We start from the raw sequence: 15,982 nt of genomic DNA, 5'->3' as shown, positions 1-15,982 counted from the left end.
AGATGATGAAGAAAATACTTTGTCTTAATTTTTTTCCTGCCTTCGTTCCTGTATCAAATGGAGGTGAATTTAAACTTTATAACTTCTATAAGGCTCTGAGTAAATACCATCATATAACACTGCTTACTTCTACTTATCCCGGTGTTAGCGAGGAAACTGTATATCACACAGCTACATTTGTAGAGCACCGGATTCCGAAAGATAACTATTTTGAGCAATGCTGGGGTGAGTTATCAAGCTATCTTTCTGATGGGAGTGGAGATCTTTCCGCTCCTGCCATAGCAGCTAGTTCGCTATATCCCACAGCATTTTTGGCTGCATACCTAAATTATTATGAATCCGCAGATATAATTGTTCATGACTCACCTTTTACTGTTGATTATGATATTTTTTTAGGTTTTGACAATAAGTTAAGAATCTACAATTCATATAACTGTGAGACTGAATTGTATCAAACTCTTCATCCATCTGAAAAATCACAACCTATTGTCGAGTTAGTTGCCACAGCTGAAAAAAAACTCTTAAATAACTCAGATTTGATTCTTTACTGTGGTGAAAGTGATTATGAGTCATTTAAAAAAATAGTACCGCATAAAGAGTCTGTGATGCTATATTCGCCAAACGGCATGCTCGAACAACATCGTATTGTACCTCATCGTATTAAAAAAAATAATCATTCAGTGGTGTTTGTTGGTAGTGCTCATTTGCCAAATGTGAAAGCAGCATCCTATATTGCCCGAGTAATCGCGCCGAAATGTCTCAATATAATTTTCGATATTGTCGGTGATTGCTTGCCAGAGGGGAAATATGCTAATAATGTTATTAGGCATGGGCGGGTTTCCGACGGAAAGAAAGTTCAGATATTTGAAAATGCAAGTATGGCACTCAACCCGATGGAATCTGGCAGCGGTTCTAACATCAAAGCTTTGGATTATTTTTCTTATGCTTTACCTATTCTGTCTACTTCGTTTGGGATGCGAGGGTTTAATATTGAATCAGGTAAGCACTTTATTGAAGGTGCACTCGCTGATTTTCCTGCGTTGTTAAAGCATCATCTTGCTGATGAAAACTTTGAAAATACCATTGAGATAGGTTCTTCTGGTAAGCATCTTGCCAGTAAAAACTATACATGGGATGCCATAGTTGCGAATCTTCTTCCTGAATTGGAGAGTTTATTCAAAGAGCCTAATACTTATACCTTAGTTCTCAATGATTACAACTCTTTCTCTGGTGTGGGAGGGGGCGCTACGCGTACTAGAGGACTATATCAGGCAGTTAATGATATTTCTTTTGTCGTTTTCATTTGTTTTTCAGATGATGAAAAGTTTTCTTCAAGAAAATTTAATGATAAAACGCATGTAATCAGTATTCCTAAATCAATAGATCACCGCAAAGAGGTTGATGAGTTAAATTCACTGTTTCATATTTCTTGTGATGATATCATCGCAAGTAACCATTGTGTAAAAAACAATCTGCTGGTTACTGTCTATAATATCCTAAAAAAATCTGCACGTTTCATCGTGGTAGAGCATCCTTATATGACACCATTGCCGATTGCCTATCACGATCGGTTTATATACTCATCGCAAAATAATGAAACGAAGCTAAAATCTGCATTATTAGAATGGCACCCTAAAAAAGACTACCTGACTGATATGGCTACTGCGGTTGAAAAAAATGCGGTCGAAAAATCTGCATCAACGATCGCCGTCTCCGATGATGATGCCTATAGCTTGTTAGTAGGTAAAAAAACCTCAGGGCCAATGATCGTTGTTCGTAACGGCTCACAGTTGCCTGTTGCGATTAGTGAAAGCTTAAACCAGGAAATAGCGAAAAAGGTACAAAAAAAATCAGCGGTATTCCTTGGCTCGGCACATATGCCAAACGTAGATGCGATTAACTATCTATTAAAGGAAGTTGTAACTAAATGCCCCGATGTGCAATTTAATATTGTTGGTTCTGTTTGTGATTCAATCAGTGTTAAACCTGCGAAAAACGTTGTTCTGTGGGGGATGGTTGATGAGGAGACTAAATGTGCCATTCTTCATAATAGTTTATTGGCAGTAAATCCAGTTATTTCAGGTAGTGGCTCGAACATAAAATTGGCAGATTATTTTGCGAATGGTTTGTTTGTTGTCAGCACAAGATTTGGTTTGCGTGGTTACCCTGATAATATACAAAAGCATATCGCTTTGGCTGATCCTGAGGCGTTTTCACGTGTGATAAATTCATTGTCAACGACTGATGATATTTTCTCTGACGAAATGAGACAAGAGCGGAAAAATATATTCTTTGCCAACCTTTCTATGGTAGGTATTGCCAAAAAATTTGTCGATTTATTAGTAAACTTGGAAAAGCCAAAACGCAAGGTACTCTTTGTTACCTACCGTTATACTTACCCAGAGCTTGGTGGGGCAGAGTCAAATTTAAAACGTTTCTTGAAAGCTCTTGGAGACACCCAAGATTTTGAGATCGATGTCGTGACAACAGAAGTTAGCAGAATAAACAATCATGATCGTTTTATGGATCACTTCGATTTTGATGCTGAGATGGGGGCGCCAATCGAAATGTCCAACTTGCGTTTTGCTCGTTTTCCGGTAGATTGTGTGCCGACATCAGCTCAGCACAAGGCAATGAATTTAGCGTGGCGAGTTCAGCCGGTATTTGAAAAGGCCATTGTTCAGCAAGCCGCAAAGTTGCTTCAGAATGGGCTTGCATGGGGATGGGCTGATTTAGAGGGAGAGGCTCCGAACTATTCTCGGTGGAGTTATTCGTCTTGTGCGGTCAATGTCGTAAAAACAAGTAAGCTAAAGTTAACGGGATACGCTCCAGAAAAATCATTGATCACCTTGCAGTCTACAAGTGGTGCCGTATACCTCAGTCAAGAAATGGAAAATAATTTTACCATTGAACTGACAGTGGAGGGGGGGTTACTTGAAATTTTCACGTCAAATAAGTTCATCGAGAGACAAGATCCTCGACCACTAGGTTTTATTCTTAACGAGTTGTGCATTGATGATGTTCCACTGGATATCGCGCTAACGCCGCTGGCAGATGCAACTCGTATTCCGGCAGAGAAAGTGTTTAATGTTCTGTCTCACGCAGCAGAGCAGACTCGCTTCCCGCTAAATGTAACTCTTACGGATATAAGAGGGCCACACTCGTCTTCAATGGAGAGCTACATTACCTCACATATCGATAAATATGATCTATTAGTCACTCATAACCTAGTTTTCAAACCGGCTATTTTTGCCCTTGAAGTAGCAAAACAAAGCAATGTGCCTTCTTTATTGATACCACATGCTCATCTTGATGATGATTACTATCATTTCCCTGACTTGCTTAATGCTGCCCGTAATGCGACAAAAGTGCTGGCGGTACCTAAAGCAGCTAGTACTTTCTATGCCGAGAAGGGCTGTTGCTCCGAGTATCTGCCTGGTGGTGCAGATACTGAAGAAGAGTTTCTGGAAAGCGACCGTGCCGAATTTAACAGGGTTTACGCTAGTGATGAGGATTTTGTGCTTGTCTTGGGACGTAAGTCTGGTGCTAAAGGGTATCGTGCTGTAATCCAGGCCATTGAGTCTATCAATAAATCCGGTAAGAAACTTCATTTGGTGATGATTGGGCCGGATGACGATGGTGTCGCCATCAACTCACCTTATGTCTCTTACTTAGATAGGCAACCTCGTTCCGTGGTGCGAGGTGCATTGATGTCATGTCTTGCTCTGGTAAATATGAGCTCTAGCGAAAGTTTTGGTATTGTATTACTTGAGGCATGGCTTGCTAAAAAACCTGTGATAGCCAATAAATATTGTATCGCTTTTCATGATATGGCTGTTGACAAAGAAAATGCATTAATGGTTGCTACTGACGATTTGCATGATGCGTTATTTAGAATTTTAAATGAGCCATTATTACGCACGAAATTAGGAGAGAATGGTTACAAAACAGCACTGGATTTTAGTTGGACTTTAGCTGAAAATAAATTTGTTGATTTCTGTCGTAGTGTTATTAAATAAAGGGGTGTTTTTATGTCCATTGCGCTAATTACAGGTATTACTGGCCAAGATGGTGCCTATCTGGCCGAGCTATTATTAGAAAAAGGCTATACCGTATATGGCACTTATCGCCGCACTAGTTCAGTGAACTTCTGGCGCATTGAAGAGTTGGGTATTGCCAAGCATCCTAACTTGCATTTGGTGGAATATGATCTGACCGATTTGTCAGCCAGTATTCGTTTGTTGCAATCAACTGGGGCAACTGAGGTGTATAACCTAGCTGCGCAAAGTTTTGTTGGCGTTTCTTTTGATCAGCCAGCTACCACTGCCGAGATTACTGGTATCGGGCCACTGAACTTACTGGAAGCGATCCGTATCGTTAATCCGAAAATTCGTTTCTATCAAGCATCGACCTCTGAGATGTTTGGCAAGGTACAGGCCATTCCGCAAGTGGAAGATACGCCGTTTTACCCGCGTAGCCCTTACGGTGTTGCCAAGCTATATGCTCACTGGATCACCATTAACTATCGTGAGAGTTACGGTATTTTCGGTTGCAGCGGTATTTTGTTTAACCACGAATCCCCATTGCGTGGCCAAGAGTTTGTAACTCGCAAGATCACCGACTCAGTCGCCAAGATCAAACTCGGCAAGCTGGATGTTCTCGAATTGGGGAACCTCGATGCTAAACGCGATTGGGGCTTTGCTAAAGAGTATGTTGAAGGCATGTGGCGTATGCTGCAAGCCGATGAGCCAGATACCTTTGTGCTTGCTACCAACCGTACAGAAACCGTGCGAGACTTTGTGGCCATGGCATTTAAAGCGGCAGGTGTTACCTTGCGCTTTGAAGGAGAAGCCGAACAAGAAGTGGGCATTGATGTCACCACCGGTAAGGTGTTGGTCAAGGTTAACCAGAAGTTCTACCGCCCAGCGGAGGTTGAATTACTGATCGGCAACCCTGCCAAAGCTAAGGAAGTGTTAGGTTGGGAGCCAAAAACCACGCTGGAAGAGTTATGCCAGATGATGGTGAATGAAGATCTGCGCCGTAATCAGCAAGGATTTAGTTTCTAATTTAAAAGCCAGCGATGTAATTATCGCTGGCATTTTTCCAAGGTTGATAATGAACAAGTCACGAGTTGTAATTACCGGCGTTCAGGGCTTCACTGGCCACTATATGTCTGCAGAGATGACTAATGCCGGGTATGAGGTTTTTGGTTTAGGTGTTAATCCTTGTGATGCTAGAAATTATTTTCAAGCAGATTTAAATGATAAAACCACTCTGGCTAAGGCATTCGAGCAGATACAACCAGATGTAGTGATCCATTTGGCAGCTTTAGCCTTTGTCGGCCATGGGGATGCTAATGGTTTTTATCAGGTCAACTTGCTTGGCACCCGAAATTTACTTGAAGCGTTGGCCAGTGCTCCCCATCAACCGCAAGCCGTTTTGTTAGCCAGCAGTGCCAATATATATGGTAATCGCTCCGAAGGAATGCTCTCTGAACAAACCTTACCTGATCCCGCAAATGATTATGCCGTAAGTAAATTAGCTATGGAGCATATGGCTAGGCTGTGGATGGATCGCCTACCGATTCTCATTACCCGCCCATTTAACTACACAGGAGTTGGGCAAACCGAGAACTTCTTGTTGCCTAAAATCGTCACGCACTTCAAGAGAAAGGCTGATGTAATTGAATTGGGTAATCTTGATGTGTGGCGAGATTTTAGTGATGTCCGTTCCTTGGTAAATGCCTATCGCCGTTTAATTGAAGCCAAGGCATTTGGCCAAACTGTGAACGTGTGCTCTGGTACAACCCATAGCCTGCGAGAAGTGATGGCTATGTGCGAGCAGATCACCGGCCACAACATGAGTATTCAAGTTAACCCCGCTTTTGTGCGCGCAAATGAAGTAAAAACCTTGTGTGGTGATGCCAGTTTATTGCGCTCTTTAATCGGAGACTGGCAAACACCTGACTTAGCCGACACATTTCGCTGGATGTTAGACCAAGCATGAAGGTGATTTTATCTGTCGAGCCAATCCGCTTTCCATTGACCGGAATCGGCCGTTACACATGGGAGCTTGCCAATGCCCTACAACACACTCCAGAAATAAAAGAGCTGACCTTTTTTGTAGGCCGGCGTTTTTTGCAAGAACTGCCAACAGCGCAAGAAAAGGCGGCCAAGAACCATTCGCTAAAACGTTGGGTGCAATCTAGCCATTTCGCATCTGAAACCTATAGATTATTGATGCCTTTTCTACGTAAGCAGGTATTAAAAGGACATGAAGACTTTCTTTATCATGGTCCTAATTTCTTTTTGCCTCCCTTTGCGGGTAAAAAAGTCGCCACCTTCCATGATCTTTCTCCATTCACCTGGACGCAATGCAACACTCCTCAGCGGATCAGGTTTATTCAAAAAGAGTGTTTAAATACCCTAGCAACTGCCGATGCCCTGATCACCGATTCACTTTATAATCGACAAGAATTAGCCGATTACTTTAACTGGCCCATTGAACGCATTTTTGCCGTGCCGTTAGCCTGTTCGGCTGATTTTCACCCCAGACGTCCGGCGCAATGCCAAGTGGTGTTGCAGCGATATAACTTGAGTTATCAAGGTTATTCTTTGTATGTCGGTACCATTGAGCCTCGTAAAAATATTACGGTGTTGCTCGACGCCTATTCCAGATTGCCACTAGATACTCGGAGGCGTTATCCCTTGATTTTGACTGGTTATCAGGGGTGGCAAAATGAACAGATTATGGAAAAAATTAGCCAAGCTCAGCGACAGGGATGGGCACGTTACCTTGGATTTTTACCTGCCGCCGATTTGCCTATTCTATTTTCTGGCGCTAAATTATTCTGTTTCCCCTCTCTGTATGAAGGCTTCGGACTGCCGGTGTTAGAGGCTATGGCCTCTGGTGTTCCGGTAGTTTGCTCTAATTCATCTTCTTTACCCGAAGTGATCGGCGAGGCAGGCTTGATGTGCGATCCTCAAGATACGGTCAAGTTTAGTGAGTTATTGCTAACCAGTTTGGAGGATGATATTTGGCGTAACCAAGCTATCACTAACGGATTGGTGCAATCACAGCAATTTTCTTGGCAAAGGTGTGCTGTGCAAACGCTGGCGGTTTATCAAAAGGTATTAAAAAGATAATGCGGATCCTTCATTTTTTTAAAACATATTATCCGGATGCCTTTGGTGGTATTCAGCAGGTTATTTATCAATTAGCCGAAGGGGCTGTGCAAGCGGGTGCCCATGTTGACGTATTAACCTTAAGTGCTAAAAATCCTAAGCAAATATATGACATTGCCAATCACAAAGTGTACACAGCAAAGCAAGATATTTATGTGGCCTCAACGGGCTTATCGTGGTCTGCGATAACGCAGTTTAAAGCACTCGCAGCACAGGCTGATGTGATCCATTACCACTTTCCATGGCCTTATATGGATTTGGTTCATCAGCTGGTGCGCCCGAATAAACCCTGCGTAGTGAGCTACCATTCCGATATCGTCAAACAAAAGTATCTGTTGCGGCTTTATCAACCGTTAATGATGTCTTTTCTCAAGAAGGTGGATGCCGTAGTTGCTGCAGCACCTAATTACGTGCAAACCAGCTCGGTGTTGCAATCATTTGATCGAGAAATTGAAGTTATTCCATATGGTTTAGATGAAAAATCCTATAGCCAACCAGCTTTGGCAACCTTAAGCAAGTGGAAAACAAAGCTGCCAGAAAAGTTTTATTTATTTATTGGCTTTTTGCGTTATTACAAGGGGTTATCTTATCTGCTGGAAGCGCTGAAAGAGCTGGATTATCCCTTGGTGGTTATCGGTGAGGGGCCGTGTGAGCTGGAGTTAAAACAGCAAGCGGAAAAACTGCAACTTAAAAATATTCATTTTGTCGGACCTATGCCAGACGAAGATAAAATTGCGTTATTAACTTTGTGTTACGCGGTAGTTTTTCCTTCCCATCTGCGTTCTGAAGCGTTTGGTATGACTTTGCTAGAGGCATCAATGTATGGTAAGCCAATGATTACTTGCGAGATTGGTACAGGCACTACCTATATCAATATTCATGGTGAAACCGGCTTGGTTGCCAAACCCGCTCACTGTGACTCCTTGCGTACAGCTATGCAGCAATTGTGGAGTGACCCCCAAATGGCAGTCCAAATGGGCATTAACGCGCGCAAGCGATTTGAAGAAAACTTCACAGCTCAAGTGATGAACCAGCGTTATATGCAACTCTATCAGCGCGTGATGGATGGCCATAAAAATCGATGAAAATAAACGCAATCGCATCATGCGGAGTACTAGTTACCGGTGCCAACGGATTTGTAGGCAAGGCGGTCTGTGAACACCTGCTTAGGTGTGGGGTGAATGTGAAAGGTGCTGTGCGCAGTAACCCGTTTGCTTCGTACCAAGTTCAGGCTCCCTCTTTGACTGTCGATGCAGACTGGACGGTCCTTTTGCAACAAGTGGATGTGGTTGTCCACTGTGCAGCCAGGGTGCATGTGATGTCAGATACTGCGGCAGATCCCCTGACGGCTTTTCGAGCGGTGAATACAGAGGGCACCCTCGCTCTTGCCCGGCAGGCTGCTGAGGCAGGGGTAAAGCGCTTCATCTTTATCAGCTCTATCAAAGTGAATGGCGAGCGCACCGAGCCAGGCAAGCCATTTGATGAACATGTGCAGAGTCCGCCAGAAGATCCCTATGGACGCTCGAAGTATGAGGCGGAGCAGGGGCTGATGGCGCTCGCGAAAGAGTGTGATATGGCTGTTACCATCATTCGTCCTCCTCTTATTTATGGGGAAGGAGTGAAGGCTAACTTCGCCAGTATGATGACGTGGGTGCGCAAAGGGATCCCGCTCCCTTTTGCCCGTTTGAACAATGTGCGCAGTTTGTTGGCGTTGCCTAATCTGTGTGACTTTATTGCCCATGCGATGGTGCATCCTGCCGCAGTGAACCAGGTCTTTCTGGTTGCCGATCCTGTTGCGGTGTCGACGTCTCAGTTATTGGCGGCGATTGCTGATGCTGAAGGAGTTTCCTGTCGGCTGTTTTATCTCCCTCCGGGAGTGATAAGAGGGCTGGGCCGCTGTTTGGGGATTGATGCCAAGCTACAACGGATTTATGGCTCTCTGGAAATGGATACCGGTAAGGTTCAGAGCCGATTACAATGGTCGGCACCCTATTCGCTCTCTCAGACCCTATCTCTGATGGCATCTTCTCATAGTGAGTCGTCTTGATGCTGGCATTTGTTTTGTTGTTGATGTTTTGTCTGTTTCTTTCAATCACCATGACCGGCCTGCTCAGGCGTTACGCCCAGACCCGCTTGCTTGACCAACCCAACCATCGAAGTTCGCATCAGGTGCCCACCCCGAGAGGCGGTGGTATGGCTATCGTGGCTACCTTTCTGTTGGCGACCCCTTTACTTGTCGCCCTGATCCCACTGCCCTATGGCATATCCCAGAGCAGTGTCGCACTGATATGGGTTGCTGCTCTTGGCATTGCACTGGTTGGTTTTATCGATGACCACATCTCTCTCAAGCCCCGAACCCGCCTGATTGTGCAGAGCATGGCGGCAGCTTTGGTGGTATCTGCGGTTGATGGGTTGCCAGAGCTGACTTTCTTTGGCTGGCAGCTGGATCTTGCCTGGCTCGGTTATCTATTGGCTTGGCTGGGGGTGATCTGGTTTATCAATCTATACAACTTTATGGATGGTATCGATGGCTTGGCGGCAGGAGAGGCCGTTGTCATCTGCCTGTTCATGGCGTTATTTCACTATCTGGCTGGGGGGGAGTGGTCGTCTGCAGGTTTGGCGCTGCTACTGGGAGCATCTGCCGCGGGCTTCTTGTGCTGGAATTTTCCGCCGGCCAGGATCTTTATGGGGGATGGTGGCAGTGGTTTTCTTGGCCTGATGCTGGCAGCCCTGATGCTGCTGGATGCAGTTTCATCTCCCCAGTTCCTATGGGCATGGCTCGTCATGCTCGGGGTATTTGTGGTTGATGCAACCTGGACACTGCTGAATCGCTATCGTCTGAAGTGTCGCCTGAGCGAGGCTCATCGGACCCATGCATTCCAGTATGCGGCGAGGCGTTGGCAGAGTCACCGAAACGTGACATTGACTGTGCTTCTTATAAATAGCCTCTGGCTTGCGCCGATCGCTGTCATGATTGTATTGGGCCAGCTCGATGGTGCTTTCGGTCTGGTCATTGCCTACTTGCCGTTAGCTTTTCTTGCGTATCACCTGAATGCAGGAGTACCGGAATGAGAAATGAGCTTTTACCCGGTGGTAGCTGGCTACTGACCTGTCTGGGTTCCCTGTCACGAGCCAGCAAGCGTGCAGTATCTGTCACCGTTGATATGATCCTGATCACCATGACCTATTGGGGGGCTTACTGGATCCGGCTTGAACATAATTGGCCAATCGATAGCCCGCATCATTGGGCTCTGCTTGGCGCAATTATCATTGTCAGCATCAGTTTGTTTGTACGGTTGGGGCTGTATCGCGCAGTGCTCCGATATGTCAGCTTTCGGGTGCTATGGACAATCTCGCTAGGGGCATTTCTTTCAACCTGCTTCTTTGTTCTCTCTGCGTTTTATTTCGATATCTTCCTGCCTAGAACGGTCTCGGTTATCTATCTCTCCTTTTTGGTGTTACTGGTAGGCGGTGTGCGGCTGTTTTTCCGGGCGCTCCTTAATACCACCCGTTTGGCTCGCACCCAGGTGTTGATCTACGGCGCGGGCTCTTCGGGCCGACAGCTGCAAATGGCCTTGTTGCAAGGCAATGAGTTTTATCCCGTTGCCTTTGTTGATGATGATCCCGCCAAACAGGGGTGTGTAATCCAGGGGTGTACTGTCTATAACAGCGCCCAGTTGCCAACCTTGATTGACCACCATGGTGTACAGAAGATCTTGTTGGCCATGCCGAGCAGCACCAGGGCTCGTCGCCAGGAAGTGATCAATGCACTTGAGCCCCTCTCTTGCGAAGTGCTTTCTATCCCGGGAATGGCCGATCTGGTCAATGGTTCGGCCCGCATTGATCAGCTCAACGAGGTCTCCATTGATGATCTGTTGGGCAGAGATCCGGTAGAGCCGGTGACCACATTAATGGAAGCCAATATCACAGGCAAAGCGGTCATGGTGACCGGTGCCGGTGGTTCCATTGGCTCTGAGCTCTGTCGCCAGATCTTGCGGTGCCGGCCATCCGCCCTAGTACTGTTCGAATTATCTGAATATGCCCTCTATGTCTTGCACAAGAACCTGCGGGAGCAGTGTCAGCGTGAAGGAATCGAAACGGATCTGGTGCCGTTACTGGGATCAGTGCAGCGCCAGCATCGTCTAAAGACGGTGATGCAGAGTTTCAAGATCCAGACCGTTTACCATACTGCGGCTTACAAACATGTTCCGCTGGTTGAGTTCAACATCATTGAAGGGGTGCGTAACAATGTATTCGGCACGCTTTATGCCGCGCAAGCTGCCATTGAGGCAGAGGTGGAAACATTCGTGCTCATCTCCACCGATAAAGCCGTGCGGCCAACCAACACCATGGGAGCCAGCAAGCGCCTGGCGGAGTTGATATTGCAAGCTTTGACCCGTGAGAAGCACAACACCCGCTTTTGCATGGTGCGCTTTGGCAATGTCCTTGGCTCTTCGGGATCTGTGGTGCCGTTATTCAGACAGCAGATAGATAAAGGGGGGCCCATCACCCTGACTCACCCCGATATCATCCGTTATTTTATGACGATACCTGAGGCTGCCCAGTTGGTGATCCAGGCGGGGGCCATGGGGGAGGGGGGCGACGTTTTTGTGCTCGATATGGGTCAACCGGTAAGGATCATGGAGCTGGCTAAACGCATGATACGCCTGAGCGGTCTTACTCTGCGCGATGAGCAACGGCCCGATGGTGATATTGCCATTGAGGTAACCGGGTTGCGACCGGGTGAAAAGCTCTACGAAGAGTTACTGATTGGTGATGATGCCAGAGGAACCGAACATCCCAGGATCATGGTGGCACAAGAGAGCTGGTTGCCCTGGTCGCGACTACGCCCCTTGTTAGCCTCGTTGGATGATGCCTGTCACCGTTTTGATCAACAGCAAGTGCGCGACATCCTGATGCATGCACCGGCAGCCTTCGAACCCACGGATGGTATTTGTGATCTGGTGTGGCTGGCCAAACAGCAGCTACCAGCAAGTGATAATGTGGTCAAATTGCCCCCACATAGCATAGATTTCTTGCTTGCCAATCACTGAGTTTGTAAATGAGCGCCCATCATTGGGCGCTTTTTTTTTGCTTGAATTGCCTGTGTTGGTTGTTTTTTAATCGATTGGGCCTATCGTGGACTAGATTGGCTACTCATTTCGACGAACCGCAGGTAGAATTCACCCTCCACTAATTTCGGAATAATCCTACATTTTTTGCGTGAAATAATGTTGCAAAATAAGCGGAGTTATGACGAATGGTTGGAATGACGGCTTGCTTTGTTGTCATGCTCGTCAACAGTAAAGTATCAAAAATTGCATATCGGTTTACTGATGCTTTCAACAATAATGGTGGCTGTATGCACACTGGGAGCTGTAACCCAGGGGCGGTAGCTATTCATTTTTTCAACGGTTTGGTTGTTTTTTGAGCGGTCACTGGCTGTTTTGCCACCTGTTGGGTGTTGGCGGTCATCAGGCAAATAAAAACAGGTCGCCATCAGAAGCGAACCTGAAATTATCAAGGGATAAAACAATAATGGAAACGTCTGGTCTGGTTGCATTTGTTGGAACCGCGCTGGCTATCGCCTGTTTGCGTCCACTATCTGCCAAGCTACAACTCGTTGACTTACCGAATCAACGTAAACAACATGTCGGTGCGATCCCCCTGATTGGCGGAATTGCAGTTTGTCTGGGGGTGTACCTCAGTGTCTTCTTCACTCTTCCATTGCAGAATGCGATCATTACCATGTTGGCGTGTGCGGGTTGCATGATGGTGATCGGTGCCATCGATGATGCCAAGGACATTTCTCCATGGATCAGACTTACCCTGCAAGCATTGCTCATCCTTATCCTCTGCCTGTCGACCGATATCAGCCTCCATCAGTTTGGTGATGTGCTGGGTATCGGGAACATTACGATTCCATTTATTGACTTGTTGATTGCCGTCGTTGCGGTTTGCGCGGCTATCAATGCCTATAATATGATGGACGGTATCGATGGGCTGGCTGGCAGCATGGCTGGTATTTCATTAGTGGGGCTTTCCATTCTGTTTGCCAGCTCAATGCCCGATATGACCCAAATTTGTCTAATCATTACGATTGCCTTGGTTCCCTATCTGATTGTTAATCTCAATATTCCTCCTTTCAAGCGCAAGATTTTCCTGGGGGATGCTGGTTCCATGTTCCTCGGTTTTATCATCGGCTATCTGGTGTTGTTTGGCTCACAGCATCACGAACTGGAACCAGCGTTTCGCCCTGTGACGGCTCTCTGGTTGATCGGTTTGCCACTGATGGATATGGTGGGCATCATGATCCGTCGTATTCGAAAAGGGCAGTCTCCTCTGCGTCCGGATCGCAATCATCTGCATCATATTCTTCTACACGCCGGTTTTACCCCTCGTGAATCCTTGTTGCTGATTGTCGTAGCCAACCTTGGTGTTGTGTTCTTCGGTATTCTGGCCGAAAGGACAAAGTTGCCCGAGTGGCTTATGATGACGCTCTATCTGTTGCTGTTTTTGGCTTATTCACTCTGTTTGACATATGCGTGGAAATTGGGGAAATTCATTAAGAAGATTAAATAACATAGTTATATAATAAAATTTATTTAAGATGTACCTTTCTGAGTCTCATTTTTATAGTTATCTATATGGATTTTTTTATGGGTTTTTCTGTTGTCATACCTGTTTTTAATAAGCAGAGAGAAGTTGAAAGAACAATAAAGAGTGTTCTGGCTCAAGAGTGTGATTTTGATATTGAAGTTGTCGCTGTAGATGATGGGTCGACAGATGATAGTTTTAACGTAATTCAGGCTATCGAAGATCCCCGTGTTCGGCTTATTAGAAAGGAGAATGGCGGGGAGTCTGATGCAAGAAATATCGGAATATTGAATTGTAAGTATGAGAATGTGGCTTTTTTGGATGCCGATGATGTATGGGAAATAGATTTTTTATCAACAATAGGTATGCTTATATCTAAATATCCTAATGCTGAAGTGTTTTGCACCAAATATGCACGAGTCAATGGTTGCTCGAGAAATGAACCTAATCATGGTTTGTGGCTAAAGTCCGATGGTTATATAGATGATTATTTTAAACAAGTGAATTCAATGCTGGGAGATATGATTCTTACATCGTCATCAGTTTGCATAAAAAAAAGTGCAATATCCAAAGTTGGATTGTTCCCTTATGGTGATAGATTGGGGGCGGATCAAGATTATTGGTTTCGAATATTCTCTCGGGGATTGAAGGTTGCATATTCAAATAAAATTTGTGCTATCTATTTTTTAGATGCCTCTGAACGAATTTGTAATAATCTTGATAGATATAACAACCTGAATTTTATAAAGAGAAACTACTCAAGAGTTAATAGTAAGGAGGCGAATCGTTATCTTGCAAATGCTCGCATTGGTGCAATCAATGACTTGTTTGATCAAGGTAAAAAAATTGAAGCAACGTTAACATTGCTCAAAGAGTGTTTATTCTTGAAGTATGCAACACCCAAAAGATTATTTGCATCAGTAGCTAAGGTTTTAAAATGAATCAAATCTATTTTATTCTTAATGAGAATAAGGTTGTTTTTCATGATGAAGATAAACCATGTTCAGGCACCTTATCATCAACACTGATGCTTATCAATGGGTTTAAAGGACGATATTCTATAACCGTTTATCATCAAGGCGAGGCAAGAAGTGTTGATGGTGTTGAATATGTAAATGTTAAAAACTTGAGTTTGTTATCAAAAGTTGATGCTATAGCTATATTTGTAGGTAGTGCAGGGAGTTTTCTCGAAGCCAACTCGGTCAAGTTTAGAAAAAGCTATTATTGGTTGCATAACTTTGAAAGAACAAATAATAAGAAGAACCTCATTATAAAGAAAGAGTTGACTGGAATTATTTGTGTTTCGAAGTACCAAATGTTCACGATGTTAAAATCAGGGGTGTTTTTTAAATCTACATATATTCATAATCCATTTGAGTTTAAAAAAGAAATTAATATTGCGTTTGCTGGGGCATTAAAAAAAGAAAAAAGCATCGATAATGTAATTCGCCTGTGGCGTAATTTACGTAATAACGGGGTTTTAGTAAATCTGCATATTTTCGGTTCAGGCGATATTTATGGTCTGAAGGATTACATTCCTGGAAAGTCAGGTGTAATAGACGCAAGATTTGAAGTGGAATTTATCGACTTGATGCTTGACCAAGATGGGAATCTCGATAGTAGTCTTATTTTTTATGGTATGCAAGATAAAATAACAATGAGTGAAGTTATTTCTAAATGTGATTATTTTATTTCTGGATTAAATGAAAATGGTGCTGCGGAGTGTTTTTCTATGGCATTTTTGGAAGCTCAGGCAATGAATACTCCAATATTAACCCTTATTCGAGGCGGGCAGCCCGAGTCTCTATATCATTCAGGCTCAAAGGCATTTGTTTCTATTTTAACTCTGGAGCGTTATTTAATAAAGACAATAGAAAAAAGAAATGAGTTATCTTTAGAGAAAATAATAGGAGAATGGGAAAGTTACATAGGAAATAATAACAAAGCACTGCAGTATAAGAAGCAATTATTAGCGATGTTTTCGGGGTGCTATGTTGTTTGTGCGAAGTTAATTAGTCGTTTTTTATAATATCCTAGGGGACATATCAACATATACAAGATTTATTTTTGATAATAATTTTTTTAAAAAATTTCTCTATGCTGATGCAATATTCTTTGTTGTCTCGCGAATTCAACTTCGAAGTGCGACACTCGCCTATGCCGCCTGACGGTACTCTTCGAATACCTTGACAGGCTGCCTG

12 protein-coding genes are annotated in these 15,982 nt (G+C 44.4%); 11 read left to right on the top strand and 1 reads right to left on the bottom strand.

Translation table 11 applies throughout. The annotated features are described in order from the left end of the window. Nucleotides 1-2: 2 nt before the first annotated feature. The 8 genes from OKC29_RS13405 to OKC29_RS13370 are packed head-to-tail and all read left to right on the top strand — an operon-like array spanning nt 3 to nt 12,238. Nucleotides 3-4,019, top strand: a complete 4,017-nt coding sequence (locus OKC29_RS13405) for a glycosyltransferase (protein WP_270669289.1) — start codon at nt 3-5, stop codon at nt 4,017-4,019. A gap of 12 nt (nt 4,020-4,031) precedes the next feature. Next, nucleotides 4,032-5,066 carry a GDP-mannose 4,6-dehydratase gene (gene gmd, locus OKC29_RS13400; protein WP_270669288.1) on the top strand — a complete coding sequence of 345 codons (1,035 nt, stop codon included), beginning with the start codon at nt 4,032-4,034 and terminating at the stop codon, nt 5,064-5,066. Then, the gene (locus OKC29_RS13395) at nt 5,026-6,006 is read left to right on the top strand and encodes a GDP-mannose 4,6-dehydratase (RefSeq protein ID WP_270669287.1); all 981 of its coding nucleotides are present in this window, start codon (nt 5,026-5,028) and stop codon (nt 6,004-6,006) included. The genes gmd and OKC29_RS13395 overlap by 41 nt, the downstream gene beginning before the upstream one ends. Beyond that, a complete protein-coding gene (locus tag OKC29_RS13390; protein WP_270669286.1) occupies nt 6,003-7,145 on the top strand; it encodes a glycosyltransferase family 4 protein in 1,143 nt (380 codons plus the stop codon). Before OKC29_RS13395 ends, OKC29_RS13390 begins: the two co-directional genes overlap by 4 nt. Next, entirely contained in the window at nt 7,097-8,269 is a 1,173-nt protein-coding gene (locus tag OKC29_RS13385; RefSeq protein WP_270669307.1) for a glycosyltransferase family 4 protein, read from the top strand. Before OKC29_RS13390 ends, OKC29_RS13385 begins: the two co-directional genes overlap by 49 nt. Beyond that, entirely contained in the window at nt 8,266-9,231 is a 966-nt protein-coding gene (locus tag OKC29_RS13380) for an NAD-dependent epimerase/dehydratase family protein (RefSeq protein ID WP_270669285.1), read from the top strand. The genes OKC29_RS13385 and OKC29_RS13380 overlap by 4 nt, the downstream gene beginning before the upstream one ends. Continuing rightward, nucleotides 9,231-10,256 (top strand): MraY family glycosyltransferase, encoded by a 1,026-nt coding sequence (locus OKC29_RS13375; protein ID WP_270669284.1) that lies wholly within the window; start codon nt 9,231-9,233, stop codon nt 10,254-10,256. The genes OKC29_RS13380 and OKC29_RS13375 overlap by 1 nt, the downstream gene beginning before the upstream one ends. Next, nucleotides 10,253-12,238, top strand: a complete 1,986-nt coding sequence (locus OKC29_RS13370; protein ID WP_270669283.1) for a nucleoside-diphosphate sugar epimerase/dehydratase — start codon at nt 10,253-10,255, stop codon at nt 12,236-12,238. The genes OKC29_RS13375 and OKC29_RS13370 overlap by 4 nt, the downstream gene beginning before the upstream one ends. A 257-nt stretch (nt 12,239-12,495) precedes the next feature. On the opposite strand, the gene OKC29_RS13365 is transcribed toward OKC29_RS13370, so the two are convergent. Continuing rightward, the gene (locus OKC29_RS13365; protein WP_270669282.1) at nt 12,496-12,684 is read right to left on the bottom strand and encodes a hypothetical protein; all 189 of its coding nucleotides are present in this window, start codon (nt 12,682-12,684) and stop codon (nt 12,496-12,498) included. A 38-nt stretch (nt 12,685-12,722) separates the two neighbouring features. Here OKC29_RS13365 and wecA point away from each other — a divergent pair, with 38 nt between their 5' ends. The 3 genes from wecA to OKC29_RS13350 all read left to right on the top strand — a co-directional run bounded on the left by wecA (nt 12,723) and on the right by OKC29_RS13350 (nt 15,810). Next, nucleotides 12,723-13,766, top strand: a complete 1,044-nt coding sequence (wecA, locus tag OKC29_RS13360; RefSeq protein WP_270669281.1) for a UDP-N-acetylglucosamine--undecaprenyl-phosphate N-acetylglucosaminephosphotransferase — start codon at nt 12,723-12,725, stop codon at nt 13,764-13,766. Nucleotides 13,767-13,843: 77 nt separating this feature from the next. Beyond that, entirely contained in the window at nt 13,844-14,722 is an 879-nt protein-coding gene (locus OKC29_RS13355; protein WP_270669280.1) for a glycosyltransferase family 2 protein, read from the top strand. Continuing rightward, nucleotides 14,719-15,810 (top strand): glycosyltransferase, encoded by a 1,092-nt coding sequence (locus OKC29_RS13350; protein ID WP_270669279.1) that lies wholly within the window; start codon nt 14,719-14,721, stop codon nt 15,808-15,810. The genes OKC29_RS13355 and OKC29_RS13350 overlap by 4 nt, the downstream gene beginning before the upstream one ends. Nucleotides 15,811-15,982: the final 172 nt, after the last annotated feature.

The sequence above is a fragment of the Aeromonas sp. QDB34 genome (assembly GCF_027705405.1).
In the GTDB taxonomy this organism is placed as follows: Bacteria; Pseudomonadota; Gammaproteobacteria; order Enterobacterales; family Aeromonadaceae; genus Aeromonas; species Aeromonas hydrophila.
Note: the sequence above shows the minus strand (reverse complement) of the source record. Positions and strands in the feature narration are given on the sequence as shown.

What these genes read in the sequence shown, in the direction of transcription:
- OKC29_RS13405 (WP_270669289.1), top strand. Translation starts at nt 3, where the DNA reads ATGATGAAGAAAATACTTTGTCTTAATTTTTTTCCTGCCTTCGTTCCT.
- gmd (WP_270669288.1), top strand. Translation starts at nt 4,032, where the DNA reads ATGTCCATTGCGCTAATTACAGGTATTACTGGCCAAGATGGTGCCTAT.
- OKC29_RS13395 (WP_270669287.1), top strand. Translation starts at nt 5,026, where the DNA reads ATGAAGATCTGCGCCGTAATCAGCAAGGATTTAGTTTCTAATTTAAAA.
- OKC29_RS13390 (WP_270669286.1), top strand. Translation starts at nt 6,003, where the DNA reads ATGAAGGTGATTTTATCTGTCGAGCCAATCCGCTTTCCATTGACCGGA.
- OKC29_RS13380 (WP_270669285.1), top strand. Translation starts at nt 8,266, where the DNA reads ATGAAAATAAACGCAATCGCATCATGCGGAGTACTAGTTACCGGTGCC.
- OKC29_RS13375 (WP_270669284.1), top strand. Translation starts at nt 9,231, where the DNA reads ATGCTGGCATTTGTTTTGTTGTTGATGTTTTGTCTGTTTCTTTCAATC.
- OKC29_RS13370 (WP_270669283.1), top strand. Translation starts at nt 10,253, where the DNA reads ATGAGAAATGAGCTTTTACCCGGTGGTAGCTGGCTACTGACCTGTCTG.
- OKC29_RS13365 (WP_270669282.1), bottom strand. Translation starts at nt 12,684, where the DNA reads ATGGCGACCTGTTTTTATTTGCCTGATGACCGCCAACACCCAACAGGT.
- wecA (WP_270669281.1), top strand. Translation starts at nt 12,723, where the DNA reads ATGGAAACGTCTGGTCTGGTTGCATTTGTTGGAACCGCGCTGGCTATC.
- OKC29_RS13355 (WP_270669280.1), top strand. Translation starts at nt 13,844, where the DNA reads ATGGGTTTTTCTGTTGTCATACCTGTTTTTAATAAGCAGAGAGAAGTT.
- OKC29_RS13350 (WP_270669279.1), top strand. Translation starts at nt 14,719, where the DNA reads ATGAATCAAATCTATTTTATTCTTAATGAGAATAAGGTTGTTTTTCAT.